The 18,254-nt window shown below is 39.3% G+C and carries 16 protein-coding genes; 9 read left to right on the forward strand and 7 right to left on the reverse strand.

What is annotated here, in order from left to right; genetic code table 11:
- Positions 1-393: 393 nt before the first annotated feature.
- Together ruvB and KKD20_02345 are read right to left on the reverse strand one after the other, a co-directional pair.
- Positions 394-1,410, reverse strand: a complete 1,017-nt coding sequence (gene ruvB, locus KKD20_02340) for a Holliday junction branch migration DNA helicase RuvB (GenBank protein MBU4331941.1) — start codon at positions 1,408-1,410, stop codon at positions 394-396.
- 219 nt (positions 1,411-1,629) lie between these two features.
- Positions 1,630-2,436 (reverse strand): YbjP/YqhG family protein, encoded by an 807-nt coding sequence (locus KKD20_02345; GenBank protein ID MBU4331942.1) that lies wholly within the window; start codon positions 2,434-2,436, stop codon positions 1,630-1,632.
- A gap of 141 nt (positions 2,437-2,577) precedes the next feature.
- Between KKD20_02345 and KKD20_02350 the strand changes: the two genes are divergently transcribed.
- A complete protein-coding gene (locus KKD20_02350; protein MBU4331943.1) occupies positions 2,578-3,123 on the forward strand; it encodes a prepilin-type N-terminal cleavage/methylation domain-containing protein in 546 nt (181 codons plus the stop codon).
- Positions 3,124-3,165: 42 nt separating this feature from the next.
- On the opposite strand, the gene ddlA is transcribed toward KKD20_02350, so the two are convergent.
- Complete coding sequence (gene ddlA, locus KKD20_02355) at positions 3,166-4,266, reverse strand: D-alanine--D-alanine ligase (protein MBU4331944.1); 1,101 nt, start codon at positions 4,264-4,266, stop codon at positions 3,166-3,168.
- Between the two features lie 299 nt (positions 4,267-4,565).
- Between ddlA and KKD20_02360 the strand changes: the two genes are divergently transcribed.
- A complete protein-coding gene (locus KKD20_02360; protein ID MBU4331945.1) occupies positions 4,566-5,240 on the forward strand; it encodes a hypothetical protein in 675 nt (224 codons plus the stop codon).
- A 322-nt stretch (positions 5,241-5,562) separates the two neighbouring features.
- On the opposite strand, the gene KKD20_02365 is transcribed toward KKD20_02360, so the two are convergent.
- From KKD20_02365 to KKD20_02375, 3 genes are all read right to left on the reverse strand, one after another.
- Positions 5,563-5,895 carry a hypothetical protein gene (locus KKD20_02365; GenBank protein ID MBU4331946.1) on the reverse strand — a complete coding sequence of 111 codons (333 nt, stop codon included), beginning with the start codon at positions 5,893-5,895 and terminating at the stop codon, positions 5,563-5,565.
- Between the two features lie 404 nt (positions 5,896-6,299).
- Entirely contained in the window at positions 6,300-6,767 is a 468-nt protein-coding gene (locus KKD20_02370) for a hypothetical protein (GenBank protein MBU4331947.1), read from the reverse strand.
- A gap of 489 nt (positions 6,768-7,256) precedes the next feature.
- Positions 7,257-7,934, reverse strand: a complete 678-nt coding sequence (locus KKD20_02375) for an IS1595 family transposase (protein MBU4331948.1) — start codon at positions 7,932-7,934, stop codon at positions 7,257-7,259.
- 297 nt (positions 7,935-8,231) lie between these two features.
- On the opposite strand from KKD20_02375, the gene KKD20_02380 reads away from it, so the two are divergent.
- The 7 genes from KKD20_02380 to KKD20_02410 all read left to right on the forward strand — a co-directional run bounded on the left by KKD20_02380 (position 8,232) and on the right by KKD20_02410 (position 15,629).
- The gene (locus KKD20_02380) at positions 8,232-8,939 is read left to right on the forward strand and encodes a hypothetical protein (GenBank protein MBU4331949.1); all 708 of its coding nucleotides are present in this window, start codon (positions 8,232-8,234) and stop codon (positions 8,937-8,939) included.
- 126 nt (positions 8,940-9,065) lie between these two features.
- Positions 9,066-10,193: a S1C family serine protease gene (locus KKD20_02385; GenBank protein ID MBU4331950.1), complete on the forward strand. Its 1,128-nt coding sequence runs from the start codon at positions 9,066-9,068 to the stop codon at positions 10,191-10,193.
- A gap of 128 nt (positions 10,194-10,321) precedes the next feature.
- On the forward strand, positions 10,322-10,672 hold the full coding sequence (locus tag KKD20_02390; GenBank protein MBU4331951.1) for a hypothetical protein: 351 nt from the start codon (positions 10,322-10,324) through the stop codon (positions 10,670-10,672).
- A gap of 148 nt (positions 10,673-10,820) precedes the next feature.
- Entirely contained in the window at positions 10,821-12,293 is a 1,473-nt protein-coding gene (locus KKD20_02395) for an ATP-binding protein (protein MBU4331952.1), read from the forward strand.
- A 59-nt stretch (positions 12,294-12,352) separates the two neighbouring features.
- On the forward strand, positions 12,353-12,673 hold the full coding sequence (trxA, locus tag KKD20_02400) for a thioredoxin (GenBank protein ID MBU4331953.1): 321 nt from the start codon (positions 12,353-12,355) through the stop codon (positions 12,671-12,673).
- A 192-nt stretch (positions 12,674-12,865) separates the two neighbouring features.
- Positions 12,866-13,810, forward strand: coding sequence for a thioredoxin-disulfide reductase (gene trxB, locus KKD20_02405; GenBank protein MBU4331954.1), 945 nt, complete (start codon positions 12,866-12,868; stop codon positions 13,808-13,810).
- Between the two features lie 109 nt (positions 13,811-13,919).
- Positions 13,920-15,629: a GspE/PulE family protein gene (locus tag KKD20_02410; protein ID MBU4331955.1), complete on the forward strand. Its 1,710-nt coding sequence runs from the start codon at positions 13,920-13,922 to the stop codon at positions 15,627-15,629.
- A 319-nt stretch (positions 15,630-15,948) separates the two neighbouring features.
- Here KKD20_02410 and KKD20_02415 read toward each other — a convergent pair.
- A partial coding sequence (locus KKD20_02415) for a class I tRNA ligase family protein (protein ID MBU4331956.1) occupies positions 15,949-18,254 on the reverse strand: 2,306 nt, incomplete at its 5' end.

The following is an 18,254-nucleotide window of genomic DNA, read 5'->3' on the forward strand; positions in this document are numbered from 1 at the left end:
TCGATTTGTAGAATATAGTATATTGAAACAAGTAAAATAATAATAGAAATAGCAATATAAACCCCAGAGCTGACAACGGGTACTTGCCCATGAAAACCAAATCGTAGCATATGATAAAGGTTAAAAATACTGCCAACAATGAAAATGATGATGGCGAAGAAATAAATGTATAAAAATATGATTATGGTAATGGACATAGTGTGAGGCAAGATACAAGTTACAAGAAACAAGGACACAAATAAATTCCAAATCTCAAATTCCAAACCCTCTCTAATTCAAAAGGCAATGCGTCTCTTTGAAATTTGTTTCTTGTAACTTATTTGTAACTTGTCTCTTGTATCCTTGTAGCTTGAATCAAAGTCTCTTGTAACTTGTTTCTTGCTTGCATTTTTATCATAATATTTTACCCTGCAAGTCCTCGGGTGGTTTCATCCCTAAATGCCGATACCCAGCACCCGTTACTATTCTACCACGCGGCGTGCGTTGAATAAAGCCGAGACGAAGAAGAAACGGTTCATAAATATCCTCAATGGTTTCCATTTCTTCGGCGGTAGCGGCCGAGATAGAATTAAGTCCCACTGGCCCGCCATTAAATTTTTGAATGATGACTTCTAAAATACTGCGGTCAATGCGATCAAGACCCAGAGGATCAACTTCCAATTTGTCTAAAGCCTGACGCGCTAAATTACAGCTAATATTTCCATCGCCCAAAACTTGCGCGTAATCACGGACGCGTTTGAGCAACCGGTTGGCAATCCTGGGCGTCCGCCTGGCCCGAACCGCGATTTCACCAGCTGCCTCACTATCACAATTAATGTTAAGAATCTTTGAAGAGCGGTTAATTATTTTTTCAATGTCTAAATTTTCATAAAAATCCAGATGATAAATATTGCCAAAACGGTCGCGCAGGGGTGATGACAGCAAACTGATGCGAGTGGTGGCTCCAATTAAAGTAAATCTTGGCAAATCCAACTTCAGTGTCCGTGCCGAAGGCCCCTTACCCACAACAATATCTAAAGAATAGTCTTCCATAGCCGGATAAAGAATTTCTTCAATAACCTTATTCAACCGGTGGCACTCGTCTATAAAAAGTATATCCCCTTCTTCCAAGTTGGTCAGGATGGCAGCGAGGTCGCCGGCCCGCTCAATTGCTGGGCCGCTGGTGACCCGAGTATTTACTCCCATCTCATTGCCAATAATGTGGGCTAATGTAGTTTTACCTAATCCGGGCGGCCCATATAAAAGCACGTGCTCTATCGGTTCAGCCCGACGACGAGCCGCTTCCATAAAAATATTAAGATTATCCTTGATTTTTTCTTGACCCACAAATTCCGCCAGCTTGCGGGGGCGGAGGGTGGTGTCAAGAAGTTGGTCTTCTTGCTGTTGTTTGGTTGAGATGACGCGGTCCATCTTGAGAAATTAAGAAATAAAGAAATTGAGAAATTAAGGTATTGAAACTATTTTCCTTTATTTCTTTGTCTCTTAATTTCTCTATTTCTATACTATCTTACCATTTTAAAATGGGTCTTGACAAGGGTGGAAACTTACCGCAAAATCACAAACTAACACAAACACAAAAAGGCCACAAATAAATTCTTACGGCCTTTTAGAATTTTTACGGCAGTATTATTACCCGCAATCTTCTGGGCACGACTCTTTTGTTTCCGCGCAGGGACAACCCACGGCCTGGCAAACAATTTCTTGGCAAACACCGTCACCACAGAGGTTTTCGCAGGACATTTCTTCACTAGATTGCTCAATATCTTCTGGCGGCGCTTCTGGTCCTGCCGGTTTTTCCCCGGACTGCTCCTCTTCAAGCAGCTCTTCCTCGCGCGGTTCCTCTTTTGGTAAAATTTCCTGGCAGGTAATATTGTCAATTTTCCAACCGCCTCTCTCTTTCTTTAAATCAACAATAATAATACTTTCCTCTCGTTCAAGCCATTCTACTCGCACTTTAATATTCGCATCCTTGTCGGAAACTTCTGCGCGCGGGACATTTACGTCTTGCGGTGCACTTTGAGCGCAAATAATCGGGTCATAGTTATTTTGGCCGTTAAAAGAGTTAGCGATATCATCTATCTTTTCAATAAAATCATCGGTCAATGAATCGCTTGATTTATAAAATCCATCAGCAATTGGGTCTCCTGGATAACCCAACCAAGATTCAAAGAATCTATCAGTTATGTGCTCTGGGCTGACATTAATGTAAACTTTCGGTTCTGGCGGATTTTGCCATTTATAAATTTTCCAAAAAAGAAATCCGCCGGCAATAATTACCAAAGCGAGAATAACTATTATGGGTGTAATTTTCTTTTTTATGTCTATATTTTGGAGCGCTTGTTTTAAAAAACTATTTGGCGCTGGGGTTTTTATCGGCTGTTGGCCGCTTGGTTTTTTTGAGGCTGGTTTTATTGGCTTTTGTTGTAATGAATCCATAGTTATTGTTAGTTATTATTTAGGTATTATTTTAATTATAGCAATATTATGAATTTATTAAAAGTTAATATTTGTATATAGTTTTTGGGGGTGGTATAATTAAACCAATATCTCCTTATTCATTTTGTTGCTAGACTATCAATGAATTATAAAACAAAGACTACAATTTCCGAAAAACAAGGATTTACTTTAATAGAACTTTTAGTGGTAATCTCCATTATTGCCATGTTGTTTACAGCATCATTAGCTATTTTAATAAAGCTGCGGCTGAAAGCTCGAGATATGCACCGGGTTGCTGAAATAGACAATTTTCATAAATTACTAGAGGTTTGTTATTCAGACCAAGGAAACTATCCTGATAGTTTTGATCCTCGGATATGGGACCGCTGGAGTACTGCTGATGGTTGGAGATATAGCTTTTCTTGCGGTGCTTGCCATGGGAACTTTCAGACAATAATGGACACATGCAGTCCGGGCATATTTAAAGATCCCATAAATAAAGATCCTTGGGCTTACTACTATTTTTATTTTGAACCGGATGCTACTAATTATGGCACTGCCCCAATCAATGATATCTGCAAGGGCCATTATGCGCTTATGGCTCATTTAGAAACCCCGAATTATGAAAAGGCTATTTGTTTTGATGAACCAAAGATGTATGAATATTGGATAATTCTCGGTTATTAATTTTTTTGTAAAATGAGATTGGCGCCAAAACCAAAAAATATTTTAATTGCTGAATGTCGTTTTTAATATCTTCTCTTTTTCAAACCTTTCAATCGCCAATTGAATCAACCTGTCTATCAACTCTGTGCAGGAAATACCGCTGGCTTCCCAAAGTTTGGGGTACATGCTGATTTTCGTAAAACCAGGCAGGGTGTTGAGTTCATTAACCACTACTTCTCCATCACTTTTTAAGAAAAAATCTACTCGGGCTAGGCCTTCACAGCATAAGGTTTTGAAAGTTTCAACTGCTAAACCTTGAACCCTTTGGATAATATCTCCTGGCAATTTGGCAGGCGCCCCTAGAGTGGCGCCATTTTCGTCAATATACTTGGCTTCATATGAATAAAACTCGTGATGAGGAATAACCTCGCCCGGCAAAGAAGCCACTGGGTTTTCATTGCCCAAAACCGAGCATTCTATTTCCCGACCCTTAATATATTCTTCTATTAAAATTTTGTTATCATATTTAAAAGCATCTTCTATCGCCTGCTTAAACCCGTCCTCATCGCTAACTTTATTAATACCCACGGATGAGCCCATATTACAGGGTTTGACAAATAAAGGGGCGCCTAACTCTTTTTTGACTTTTTTAAAATCAATACTGGCTCGTGACTCTTGCCCAAACGCTAAAAACTTAGCAATCGGAATCCCTGCGTCCCGCAAGAGTCGTTTCGTCACATCTTTGTCCATGCCAACACTTGAGCCTAAAACACTAGCGCCAACAAAAGGAATCTCGGCTAATTTTAATAAGCCCTGCACTGTTCCGTCTTCACCAAAAGTTCCGTGAAGCACGGGAAAAACCACATCAATTTTACCAAGTTCATGACCTTGAGTTAGGTCAGTCATCTCGCCCGTTGTTCCTGGCAAAAAAGCCACGCTCTGATCTGATTTGTTTAAAGCAATTAAATTGGGATCATCGGCATTAAGTAAAAACCGCGACGGCTGGTTTAAGTGCCACCGGCCATCTTTATCAATACCAATTAAAACCACTTCATATTTATTTTTATCAATGGCTTCAATCACATTTTTAGCCGATTGCAAAGAAACCTCGTGTTCTGCGGATTTACCGCCAAAGAGGATAGCGACGCGAAGTTTTTTGGACATAGAATGTTATTTATTATTTATTATTTGAGCCAGAGGCTCATCAGCCTTTGGCTGATATTATTTATTATTCAGAATCTCTCACTGTTCTATCATAACAAAAAATATCCAAATCCTTCAAGGTTTTTACATACAGGTTGTTTGTCTTTAACATAAAAATTGTTTATAATTAAGTAAGGATAGTATCAGCCAGAGGCTGACCAGCCCGCTTCGCAGCCAGCCTCGCCGGCTAGGCGGGCGAGACGAGCCTTTGGTTGGAATAATAAATAATAAATGAAAACGAGAGGAGGTGAAAATAAAACATGCCAAATTGGAATGATGTACTTGTCAACTCTTCCCAGGATGCCTGGGCAAAGTTAATGAGTTTTTTGCCCAATCTGATTGCCGCAATTATTATTTTCATTATTGGTTGGATTGTGGCAGTGGTTTTAGGCACTATTGCTAAGGCCGTTGTCAAAAAACTCTGGATTGACAAGGCAATTGAAAAATTGGGCCTGGTGTCTGCTATTGAAAAAACTGGGCTAAAATTAGGGAAGTTTAGCTTGGCCGGCGCTATTGGCTGGCTGGTGAAGTGGTTTATAATTGTTGTGTCTTTTAGCGCGGCGGTTGATATTATGAATTTGACTCAAGTTAATGACTTTTTGAATAAGGTGCTTTTATACATTCCTAATGTAATTGTAGCAGTGATTATCCTGATTATTGGTATTTTACTAGCCTATGTTGTAACCGCTGCTATAGAACGAGGGGTTAAAACCGTGGATATTGCCTCTGGACCGCTTTTGATTAAACTGACCCGCTGGGCAATCTTGATTTTCACGATTATGGCGGCTTTGGTCCAATTAAAGGTGGCTCCGGAGCTTATTCAGATTCTCTTTACGGGACTGGTGGTTATGGTTACTCTGGCTGGAGGTCTCGCGTTTGGTCTCGGGGGTAGAGAAAAAGCTAAGGAAATTATTGAGAAGTGTAGTCAAAAATAGCATTTTTTGGCTAAAATTAGCTAATTTTAGAGATTTATTCCAAAAACCCGCCTGAAATCAAAAGGTGGGTTTTGGTTTATCTTGTAACTTTTAGGCGAGATTTTATAGCCCCCCCCCCAAGAAGTGCGGAAATTATATCTAGTAAAAACTATTTATTCATATGAATAAATAGTTTTTAGCTAATCTTAGCCAAATCTTTAACATACCATCACCATTATCTTTCATATGAATAAATTTCTTTCATATGATAAAATAATGTCCCACGCTGAACAAAAAGAAAAACCCCACTGAAACTTTTTCCAATGGGGTTAAATATGGAACGTTAAGACTTATTTTCTACAATAACATCAATTCTTACCTGGTCATCATAACCTTTAATCGCGCTAAAACTAACCGTAATTATTTCCTCATCATGGGACATGCCCATAATAAGCGCCCTTATCCGTTTTTGGTAAAAATTGGGTATTGCCGGGTCATAATTCATGGTAAGCAATATTTGTGCATGGCCAATAAGTCGGGCGATATTAAGCGCTTTTACTGCAATGGGTGCCAAATCAGCAGATATATCTCCGGCCTTAAAACTTAAACACCATACACTAGAGACCCGGTATTCTTCAGTCAGCAACAGAATAGCAATGGTAAGTAAATCCTCCATTTTTGTTCTCCTTTCTGTTTTATCCTACTACTCCTCCCCCCACGCTAAGCATGGGGGCGTGACGCAAGCGTGTCAATAGATGTTATTGGCTAATATTAGGTCATTCTTTAAAATAGTTGAATCCTTCTTAAAAGTGTTTCGTGCGTAACGCGGCAATGAATATTACGCCCTGTACTAGAATAATTTCTGCCTAATACCCACACTGACTTAAAAAGTGAGTATTGTAAATTTTGTGCAGTTGATTCAGATTCATGGTGTCTTCTTTGGCTACTGCCAGCCAAGCCTTTAACCCACTATCACCTTTATTTTCATATGACAAAACCGGGTCCCATGCGGAACTTTGATGTTCCTGAAAATAAAAAGCCCGAGATACTAGAAACATCCCGAGCCATTAAAACCACTGGCTAACGACTCACAACTACCAATGAATCGTCATCAGCATTTGTTCGCACATAGAGTTCAACCTGGGCATTACCAGTAGTGCCTTGCAGTCTGACTTCTCTGTCAGTTTCACAAAAAACGATGGAATACCACCCACTGTGTCCAGCCAGACTGGGCAACCAACCTCGTTTAATTGCAAATTCAACAAACCCAACAAAGGATTTATTGCCCCCGCCCATGGTTATTGGTAGGGGGTAAAACTGATGCGCCCGGGCCGCTAAGGTTTTCAGGTCTGAAATCACCTCTTCCAAATTGGCTTGCGCGGAACATTCCCTGTACTCCTGGATGCCGCTCGCCACAAAAATAATAATAAAAACCAATATTGCCACTGCTACCAATATAAGCCCAAGCTGTTGTAATACCTGTTTATTTCGCTGCTGGTCAAGTTGCCTGCGTGCCATTTTAATCCTCCTCCTTTCATATATAGACATCACCCCATGAAATCGCACTTGTTTTAGTCCTTAGTTTAAAGTCTTGGCGGTTAGTCTGGTTTTTGGGTCTTTAGCCCTAGAAAACCAGTAAAACCAATGACTTCTGACTAAACTTACTGCCCTGCATGTCGGCAGGCGGATATGACCAAAAACTTTTAACCAGAACCGTCGTAAAGCAATTTCATAATGTTTCAGCTGTAAATCAGGTTATTTGTGGACCTGTTTTACAATTAAAAGCCCCAGATATCAATAATCAAGCATCTAAGGTATAAAAGAACTAAAAGTTCAAAAAATGTTAATAGCAAAGCTTTCAAAATTTTTGAAATCTTTTTCAAAATTTTCACAGCTTTAACCCTCCTTGTCGTTGATCTTGCCTGATAAGTTATCCTGCTTTCATTGTTTTTTCTATTATAATCCATCAAAAAAAATTTGTCAATAATATATCTTGGCCAATTTTAGCGAATAATGTGGTATTTAAAATATAAGGAGTTAGTCTAAAACACGATTGTTCTTTTTAACGATTTTCCTAATAAGTAAGCCAAAATTAGGATGTTTTCTGTAGTTAAATCTAAACTCCATCTCTTTTAGATAATAATAGAACCTTTTTCTGTCTATCCCGTGATACTTTCTTAACTTAGTCTTGGCGTATCCCCAGAAACTCTCAATGCCGTTGATATGATGTCTTTTGCTACTAACAAATGTCTTGTCATGGTTAATCCGGTAATGCTTGAATCCGTCTAACACTAAACCGTTGTATGATCTAAAGCTGTCTGAATAGATAATGCTTTTAGGAACAATTCTTGTCTTGATTATTTTTCTTAAAGTATTCCTTGATACATCATTGACAATCCTGGTGTATACCCAGCCATTGCGTTTTAGACTGCCAAATACAGGGATTTTACCAGCTGCGCCTCGGCCGTGATTACCTTTTCTTTTACCGCCGAAGTATGACTCATCTATTTCAATCTCGCCATTAAATGGATTATGTTTTTCGCACTCAATTGCCAGGTTGAAACGGATAATCTGATAGATTCTTTCTGCTGAATGGCGGTTAATCTTAACTGCTTTGCATGATTTAGGGGCTGGTACTTCTAATACAAAGAAGTCTATTAATTTGTTTATCTGTCTGTTTGTTAATTTACTGTTTTTAATTAATCGCTTGCTCATAGATTCAGCATAAATCTTTATGCTGTTCTAGACCAGCTCCGCCCAACCTTATCATAATCAAGGACAAAAGCAATTTTTTTATTAAAATAATTACTCCCATGGTTATTCATATGAATAATAGCTGTCTTGTGCTAAGATTAGCCAAAGACAAAAAAATGACAAAAACTAGTAGAAAATCATAGAATTATTATATTTTGGCTAATATTAGCTAATAATCATCAAAAAATAAATTTGACAACAGCAAAAATCTAAACTATAATAAAATCAACTAAACTTTTATTCATATGAAAGATTCATATGAAAGATTCTAATTTAAAAATTTTAAAATTTGGCCATCGCGGCGCATCTGGCCAGGCACCGGAAAACACGATGTTAGCTTTTAATAAAGCCTTGGAAATGGGCTGTGATGGTGTTGAATTGGATGGTTTATTAACCAAAGACAAACAAGTGGTCATTATCCATGATCAAACCTTAAATAGGACCACTAATGGCAAGGGATTAGTTTGTGAGGCTAACCTTAGCGAAATTAAAGCACTTGACGCTGGCCAGTGTGAAAAGGTGCCCACAATGGAGGAAATCCTTGCTTGGGCCCAGAAAAATAGCTGTTTGGTTAATCTTGAGCTTAAGGATAGGGGAATGATTAATATGGTTGGCAAGGCTATTTTGGAAAAAAAATTAGAGCGTCAAGTTTTTGTAACTTCTTTTTTGCTTGATGAGATAGCTAAATTCAAGAAAAAATTTCCCAATATCCAAGTTGGCTTTATTTTTGACCATTGTCCTTGGCGACCCCAACGAATGGTTCGCGAAGCTAAGGCAGTCGGGGTTTATATTTTAAGCCTGAAAGCCAAATGGATTTTTAAAATGCGGGGAAAATACATTGTAAAACTTGCCCATAACTTTGGGCTCAAAGTCCATGTCTGGAACGTTGACGACAAATCTTCAGCAGAGCGGATGAAGGCCATTGGAGTGGACGGTCTTATTAGTAACTGTCCGGAAATACTATAAAAGCAGGCCATAATAATTTCCCAAAATGATTGCCTAGTAGTCGTTTTTTGTTTCTCTGGCACTGGGTTTACAGAGAGCTTTGGAATTGCTATATTTAAGCTATCTAATTTTTAAGTCTTTAGCTTTATGAAAAAAGTATTGCCCAAAAATTTAGCCTCATTATTATTAACAATTCTTATCCTGTTTTTAATCATCCAAAATCCCTTGCCAATAGCCAAGGTCCTCTACAAACTCGCGCCAATAGCCCGGGCCGAGGAAATAATCCGTTATTTTGAGGAAGAGGCGATTATGGACGCCGTAGAGACTGTTAATAAATCAGTGGTGGAAATTATTGTTAGTCAGGAAACCAAAACTGAAAATTTAACAATTAGCCAGGAAAAGGGCAAGGCAACTGGAATTATTATTTCAAAAGAAGGATTGATTTTAACTAACAAACACGTCCTAAATAAAGGCAATGCTTATAAAATAATAGTTAATGACAAAACTGTATTTGGAGCCGAAATAGACGTTAAAAGCCCGATTAATGATTTGGCTTTGTTAAAAATTGACGCCAAGGGCTTGATGCCTGCCAAATTAGGCGATTCTAAAGCTTTAAAGCTCGGGCAAACAGTTTTAGCAATTGGTTATGCTAAAGGCGAATTTAGTAAAACCGTAACTCGCGGCGTGGTTAGCGGTCTTACCAGGGCCTTTGTTGCTGGCGACAATGGCAAATGGGAACAATTAACTGATTTAATCCAAACTGACGCTATGATCAATAACGGTAGCAGTGGCGGGCCATTGATCAATATCAAAGGCGAGGTTATTGGCATTACCACAGCCATGGATGAAAGCGCCAGGGCCATAAATTTTGCTCTGCCAATTCATCGCGCCAAACCCATGATTGAGTTTTATCAAAAAACCGGCCGGTATGAGCCTGCTTGGTTAGGGGTTTATTATGTGCCAGTTAACGACGAATTAAAAAACCAGCTTAATTTGCCTTATAACTACGGGGCTTACTTAACTAATGATGAAGACAACAAGTATAATGGCATTTTGCCAAATTCACCAGCCGAGAGCGCGGGTCTTCAAAAAGATGATTTAATTCTGGAAATTAATGGCATTAAAATTGATGAAAACAATCCTTTGGCTGATATAATTCAAAAATATCAAGCAAACACGCTGATTAGCTTAAGGATTTACAGAAATGGCATTCAGCTTTCAAAAAATGTGACTTTAGGAAAATGGCCAGAGGAGTTGGATCCGTTGAAGCCCTAAGATTAGCTAAAAACAAGGAGATAGGGTTGACATTTAAATAAAACTTACATATAATTGAGGTGGTTTTAATGCGAGTGTTGTCAAGATCATTTTAATAATTCAAACTCTAAATCAAAAAGGAGGCAGTGATGCCAGACAAGCAAGATTTGCGAGTGCAGATTCCAGAAAAATTTCGAAAACAGTTGGATAAAAGATTTGATCCTAGTCAGGCTGTGCTAAACAAAAAAGCTGGAGAGTGGATCATAGCTGTTCCCTGCTCTTTATGTTTAGAATACAATAGCTTTTGTGGAGGATGCCCTTTTGAGCGGTTTGGGTACGTTGGTTGTGAGCATTGGATAAGATGTGTGTTAGACAACAACCGAATTTTTAGGCTTAGTCCTCATTATGGCATTTTCTGGCATGGGGAAGATGACGCCAAAGCCCGTGAACAAATCATGAAACTACGAGAAGCGGCTGAAAAGCTTATTGAGTGGGTGTAACGAGACACAAAAAGTGGATTAACAGTCCTAGTCCTTTCATGGGTTCTTTCGTGAGAGGACTTTTCTTTTTTTATTGACTAAAACCTCCAAAAAAGATAATCTAAAAACATCCACCCAGCAATTATTAATTATCAATTATTTACATTGAATGTTCACCAAAAAACCTAAAAAATCATTCATCACAGTTACTGTAGATAAAAGCCACCTTTTAACTCTGGGCGAAAAAATGTATGTGGAAAGCATTGAGCTTCTTCGGGAATTAGTCAACAATGCTTATGATGCCGACGCCACTGAAGTTTATGTAACAATTACTCCCAGCCGAATAGAGGTGGAAGACAATGGAAGCGGCATGAACGAAAAAGGATTGGCTCAATATTTTAATATCGGTTCCCCGGAAAAACGGGTCCACTCGGTTTCTCCAAAATTTGGCCGCAAGCGGATTGGCGAGTTTGGAATTGGCAAATTTGCGGCTTTGGCTGTGGCTGATAAATTTGAGATTCAAGCCAGAAAAGGCAAACATACTTATCAGGTAATTTTTAATAAAAAGGACTGGGAATCAGGCGACAAATGGGATTTGCCAATTGAAAAAGTTCCGGCTTCGCCTTTGGATATAGGTGGCACAAGAGTAATTTTAACTGAATTAAAAAAAGAATTCAGTGTTGCCGACGCCAGACAGCATTTGATTGACGCCGTACCTTTAAGAGCTAAAAAATTTATAGTTTTTGTTAATAACCATCGCTTGACTTTAAAATCAGTGGCTGGCCGTCATCTCCCAATTAAGCACAAAACAATTTACGGTCTGATTGAAGGCGAAATTATCATTACTCTCAATGCTCAACAGGTTGATAAGCCAGGCATTGAATGCCGGGTCAAAGGCGCCCTTATCAAACGAGAACTATTTGGTTTAGAAAAATCTCATGAAATTGGACTGAGACGAATCACCGGTTCAATTGAAGCGGATTTCCTGCCAATTACCTCGGGCCGAAGCGAATTTATAATTGATTCTCCTGAATATAAAATATTTTATAACTTAATGAAAGCCGAGCTGGAGAAAGTTTTAAAAATCCTTAAAAAGGAGCGAGACACTCGAGATCTAAAAAAGATGAACAAAGCTCTGCACGAAGCTTTATCCCATATCCGTCAGGCTCTTAAAATGAATCCTGATTTAGTGCCAAGCGGTAAAGCCCTGCGGCAGCGAAAAAAACTCGGCTTAAACTTGCAGGGCGTGAAAATAACAAAGAACAGAGAAGCGGAGAAAGCCGAAGAAATGAAAGCGCAGGGCAGTGGAGACAAGGATAAAGTGAATAAGTCAAAAGAGGAGGAGAATAAACCAGAAATTGAGAAGACTTTAATGAGACGGATTCGGTTGAAAGATTTTGGCGTTTCTTGCGCTTTCGCTCATCTTGGCGAACAAGGGCCCGAAGCAGTGAGCGAGGGCAACTTAATTTACATCAATCAAGACCACTTGCTTTACTTAAAATATTCCAAAAATAAAAATGAACAGCAAATACACCTGCTCCGTTTAATCACTCAAGAAATCAGTATGATGAAACGTTTGCATGTTTCTGCTCGCGCGGCCTATGATTTTCAGAGCAAGTTGTTAAAAGATGCAATTGACTAAACCATCCAAAAACGATACAATGGTATTAGCATCTCCTAATAATAACCCATAACTTTTCTATGCAATTCACTGACCAAAATTTTGAACAAGAAGTAATTAAAAGTGAAACACCAGTGCTCGTGGACTTTTTTGCTGATTGGTGCGGACCCTGCCAAATGATGCATCCAATTATTGAGGAGCTGGCAGAAGAGATGAAAGATAAAAAAGTAAAAATCGGCAAGCTTAATGTTGATGAGGCGCCGGAAACCGCGGGCAAATATAATGTCATGAGCATTCCAACTTTAATAATTTTTAAAGGCGGAGAGCCGGTTGAAACGATGGCTGGGGCGCAGAGTAAGGAGGCGCTGGTTGAAAAATTGGAGAAAATAATGGGAATATAATTGGTTTTATATTATTAAGATTTTCATGATTTGACGTCTTTTAACAGCTATGAGTTAATAAATTGTTAATAGAGTTAATAAAGCTAATGGATTTGTAAAACATGCCGTCTTCTTATTAACTTTATTAACTGCTTTATTAACCCTATCTATGCCCACAAATGATGAGTGGCCATATGAATATATAAAAATTTTATGACATACGACGCAATAATCGTCGGCGCCGGCGCCGCCGGCCTAACAGCCGGGCTTTATGCGGCCAGGCGCAACCTAAAAACCTTAATTCTGTCCAAGGATATTGGCGGGCAGACAGCCGTGGCCACGGAAATCGAAAACTATCCGGGCGTTCCAGATGAACCAAACGGCCTCCTGCTCATGCAAAAGTTCAGACAACAGGCAGAAAGTTTTGGCGCTGTTATCCAATCAGGAGAAGTCAAGAGCATCAAACCCCAAAACAATGTCTTTATTGTTAAAACTCACAAAACAAACCACAAAACCAAAACTGTAATTTTAGCTTTTGGCCTAATCCCCAGAAAGCTGGGTGTTCCAGGTGAAAAGAAATTTACCGGCAAGGGCGTGGTTTATTGCGCTACCTGCGATGGGCCTTTGTTTAGAAATAAAATCGTGGCGGTTGCGGGCGGGGGCAATTCCGGTCTTGATGCCGCTGACTTTTTGGCTGGGATTGCTAAACAGGTTTATCTTATCCATCGTCGGGACAAATTCAGAGCTGAAGCTGTTCTCCAAAAAAAAATCCAAAGAGCTAAAAATGTTAAAATTATCTTAAATTCAGCAATCAAAAAAATAAACGGCAAAGATAAGGTTGAATCAATTATTGTGGCTGAAACTAAAAAAGGCAGCTCGCAAGAAATAAAAGTTGATGGAGTGTTTGTAGAAATCGGTTATGAAGCAAAAACTGATTGGCTGGAGGGGTTGATTAAATTGAATGAAAAAAATGAAATTGTTACTGATGAAAATTGCCAGACTAATGTGCCGGGAATTTTCGCGGCCGGCGATGTTACTGATGCGCCGTATAAACAAATTGTAATCTCTGCTGGCGAGGGCGCCAAAGCCGCTTTGCAAGCTTATGGTTATATTCAACATAAGGGGGGTACTAAAGAAGAACCGGACTGGGGACGGTAAAATTTACTATTTATTATTTACTATTTACTATTCAAGACAAAATAACAAAAACAACATTAGGATAAAAAGGAACAGTAAATAATAAATAGTAAATAATAAACAAAAAACTATGTCTCCATCTATTGAAGAGCTTCTAAAATCTTCAAAATTAAAAAAGCCCAGCGATGATGATACGGCCACGGAAAAGTTGCAGAAAAAACTGCAGGCAATAAAGGGTGGGGAGCTTGAGCAAGAAATTAAAACCCGAGCTGAAAAACTCGGGTATGGTTATGCTAACCTCCAAAAAGGAGGAGTGATGCCCGAAGCCTTAAACCTAATTCCTAAACAAAAAGCCGAAGAAGCCCGGGCAGTTTGTTTTTTAACCTCAATCAACGAAGTTAAGCTTGGCGCCGTGGACCCCGCTGATCCCAAGGTGCAAGAAATATCCGAACAAATAAAAAAAGACCATGGTCTTCGGGTAAACCTGCATCTTATTTCTCAAGACAGTTTTGACAAAGCCATGGCGCTTTATAGTTTGCTCCCAAAGATAAAAAAATCCAAGGGCCAGGTGACTATTGAAGAACGGGATCTAAACAATTTAAAAACCAAAATAAAAACCTTTAAAGATCTGGCTGGTCTCATCAAAGAAGTGCCCCTGACTGATTTCATGGCTTTGGTTATTGCTGGCGCTATCCAATCCCGGGCTTCGGATATTCATATTGAAGCTGAAGAAAATGCAGTTAAGCTCCGTTACCGTATTGACGGGGTATTACAGGATATAGCCCGTCTCCCTTATGAATCCTGGCCAAAAATCATTTCCAGGATCAAACTCTTTTCCGGACTTAAGCTCAATATTACTAGCAAGCCCCAAGACGGTCGTTTTACTATTACCTTAACTAAAGATAAAGTTGACGTCCGGGTTTCCTGCCTGCCAACCGCTTATGGCGAAAGCGTGGTCATGCGGCTTCTAATGTCTTCAGCCATGGGTTTGGCCTTTGAAGATCTGGGCCTTCGGGGCGAAGCCTTTAAGCGAATGGAGCAAGAAATTAAAAAAACTAATGGTATGATCCTCACCACCGGTCCGACCGGTAGTGGTAAAACCACCACTCTTTATGCTATTCTTAACAATCTTAATCAACCTGGCACGAAAATCATCACCTTGGAAGATCCGGTTGAGTATAAATTAAAAGGCATTAACCAATCACAGGTTGATAAAAGTAAAGATTACACTTTTGCTAATGGCCTGCGTTCGATTTTAAGGCAAGACCCTGATATTGTCATGGTTGGTGAAATCCGCGATTTAGAAACGGCGGAAATTGCCATCAATGCTGCCCTCACCGGGCACTTAGTAATCTCTACCCTGCATACTAATAATGCCGCTGCTTCTGTGCCGCGCCTGCTGGCTATGGGCGTTAAACCCTTCCTCCTGGCTCCAGCCCTTAACGCAGTAATTGGCCAACGACTCTGTCGCCGAATTTGTAAAAAATGTAAAGTTGAAGACAAACCAAATCCGGAAACTTTAGAAAAAATTAAAAAAATTTTAAAGAGCCTGCCGCCCAAAGACAAAGAGGGGATTGATATGGATAATTTAAAATTCTATACAGGCAAGGGCTGTAGCCAATGTGATAACCTTGGTTACCACGGCCGGATTGGCATCTATGAAGCCTTGACTAGGAACAAAGAAATTACTGATATGATTAATCAAGGCAAGGTTAATGATGCTGACTTGCAAGTAACAGCCGTTGAAAATGGCATGATAACCATGGCTCAGGATGGGCTCCTGAGGGTTTTGGATGGGGTTACGAGCGTGGCGGAGGTGGAGAGAACGATTGGGTTGTAGTGTAGAAATAAAGAAATTGAGAAACAAGAAATTGAGGGACGAGTATTGCAAAACTTTTTATAAAGGACTCAATCATTTATTTGGGTAATTTTCCCAGCTCAAAGTCTCCTTATATGATTGTGGCTGTTAGAGAAGTCAAAAAAAATTGGCAAAATTATTCTAACCGCGTTTGCTACTAAAAATTTAGGTCTAAATTATAGATTATACTTCAATTTACAAAAAAAACTCCTCGCCAGTGTTTGCGCTACGACGAGGGGTTTTCTTTTTTGTGAAATTTTGCCTGCCTTGAGTGAAATCGAATGGTGTTTTTGTAACTCGGTTATATTTCAATCTCACCTTTTTCCGCTATCTCGCACCGTCCCAATCTTTCAATCACTCCTTTTTGTCCCTTAACTAATTTTTCATATTTCCCAGATTTCACCCCAACCTTAATAATTTCTCTTGGCTCAATCTTTTTATCGGCTCGTTTATTTCTGATAGTCGTCACCAATTCTTGAAATTTTTCAAATTCAGCCGCGCTTTTCGCGTCAATCAACTTCTCATCAGCTTTTGGCCATTTTTGAACCATCAACAAACCCTGACCAGAAGCAAGGGCTTCTGGTCGGCCCTGGGGGCGCGAGTCACCAGCCCTTGCTGGTAACTCCAATGGCATTAATTGCTGCCAAATAGTCTCCGTCACAAACGGCGCAAACGGATGCCAAAGTTTCAAAAGATTCGTCAAAATATAAATCAAAATCCCGTCTTTGCCGGTCTCAACCTTGGAAATCTCCAAATACCAATCCGCTAATTTTGTCCAAGTAAATTCATAAAGCGTTTCCCCGGCGCGTGAAAACTGAAATTCATCCATCGCCTTTGTCACCTCACGGATAACTATGTTCAACTCCGACAAAATCCACTTATCTGACAGGCTTAAATTTTTAAAATTCGCATCACCCCTTGTTTCTTGTTTCTTGTTTCTTGTTTCTTTATCTTCATCCACACTCATCAAAATGAATCTTGAGACATTCCATAGTTTATTTACAAAATTCCTTGATCCCCGCATTTTCTCCTCATAAAACTTGCTGTCGTTTCCCGCCGTAGTTCCTAAAAGCAAACTCAATCGCAAGGCGTCAGTCCCGTATTGTTCAATCAGTTCAAGCGGGTCGGTCCCGGTTTTGTCCGACTTTGAAAACTTTTTGCCCTTCTCGTTTCTTAACATCCCATGGATATAAACATCTTTAAATGGAATCTCATTAAGCCCATAAGTGCTCATCAAAATCATCCGCGCCATCCAGAAAAACAAAATTTCATACCCCATCTGCATAAAAGTAGTTGGATGAAACTTTTTCAAGTCACTTGTTTCATTCGGCCAGCCCAATGTGCTAAAAGTCCAAAGCCCAGAAGAAAACCAAGTATCAAGGGTGTCCGGGTCTTGTTCCCAATCGTCACCTTTGGGTGATCTATCTCCTACGTAGATATCTACGCAGGCACTATTTGAGTTGTTTGAAATATATTCCCAGCCAGGTTGCCAGGCCTTCTTCTTTCGCCAATCCTCATCAATCGCTTTCTCCCAAGTTTTATCGTTTAGTAAAACCTCCAACGCTAATTGTGGCGCTTTGTGAGCAATAATCGCTATTTTTTTACCTTTATATTTATTCTGTACGTCTTTAAAAAAGTTTTTTATTCTTTCTTCGACTTCTCTATAACTTTCGCCACCAGGAAAGGGTGTATCAATAATCTCTTTTTCTATTGCCTCTACTTTTTTGTTGTCGCACCCTGTCATGTCGCCATAGTCGCATTCTCGTAATCTTTTATCTTTTATAATCTTAAATTTTCCGCCAAAAGCCATTTCTGCAGAATCAACCGCCCGCTTCAAATCAGAGCAAAAAACAACATCAAATTTTTTATCTTTAGTTAACTTTTTTAATTCTTTGGATTGCTTTATACCCAATTTTGACAATTCAACATCATACTGCCCCGAAGCTTTATCATTCTCGTTGTCAACCGTTGTCCCATGAACATAATAAGTAATTTCCACTGACTCGTTTGTTTTCTTGTTTTCTTGTTTTCTTGTTTTCTTGTCGCTATACCACACCGGTATCCGATGTCCCCACCAAATCTGTCTAGATATGCACCAATCCCGCAAATTATCAATCCACTGCAAATAACTTTTTTCAAATCTTTTAGGCGTAATTTTTACCTTCTGCTTCGGGTCACCCCTGTGCCCAACAGTCACCGCGTCCCGCATCAAATCCTTTAAGCTTTTATCGCGCCCGGGAATATCCTTGTTCACATCAACAAACCATTGTTCCATAGGCAAAACTTCAACAGGATCCTTAAACCTGTCCGACGTTCCAACATTTTGCGTAATCTTTTCTTCTTTCTCAATCAATCCATTTTTTCTTAGATATTCTATAAACTTTTCTCGCGCTTCTTTTACTCTCAAACCTTCATATTCAATCCCAGCATTTTTGTTCATTCTGCCATCCTCGCCAATAACAGAAATTAGATTAATTGGATTATTTTGAGCTTTGCATTGATTATACATTTCATAATCAATTTGGCTATGCGCTGGCGTCACGCCAACCGCGCCAGTGCCAAATTTTATATCAACTTGATTATCCGCAATAATTTTTATATTCAACG

It is taken from the genome of Patescibacteria group bacterium (assembly GCA_018896645.1).
GTDB lineage: Bacteria > Patescibacteriota > Patescibacteriia > UBA2591 > JABMQE01 > JAHIMF01.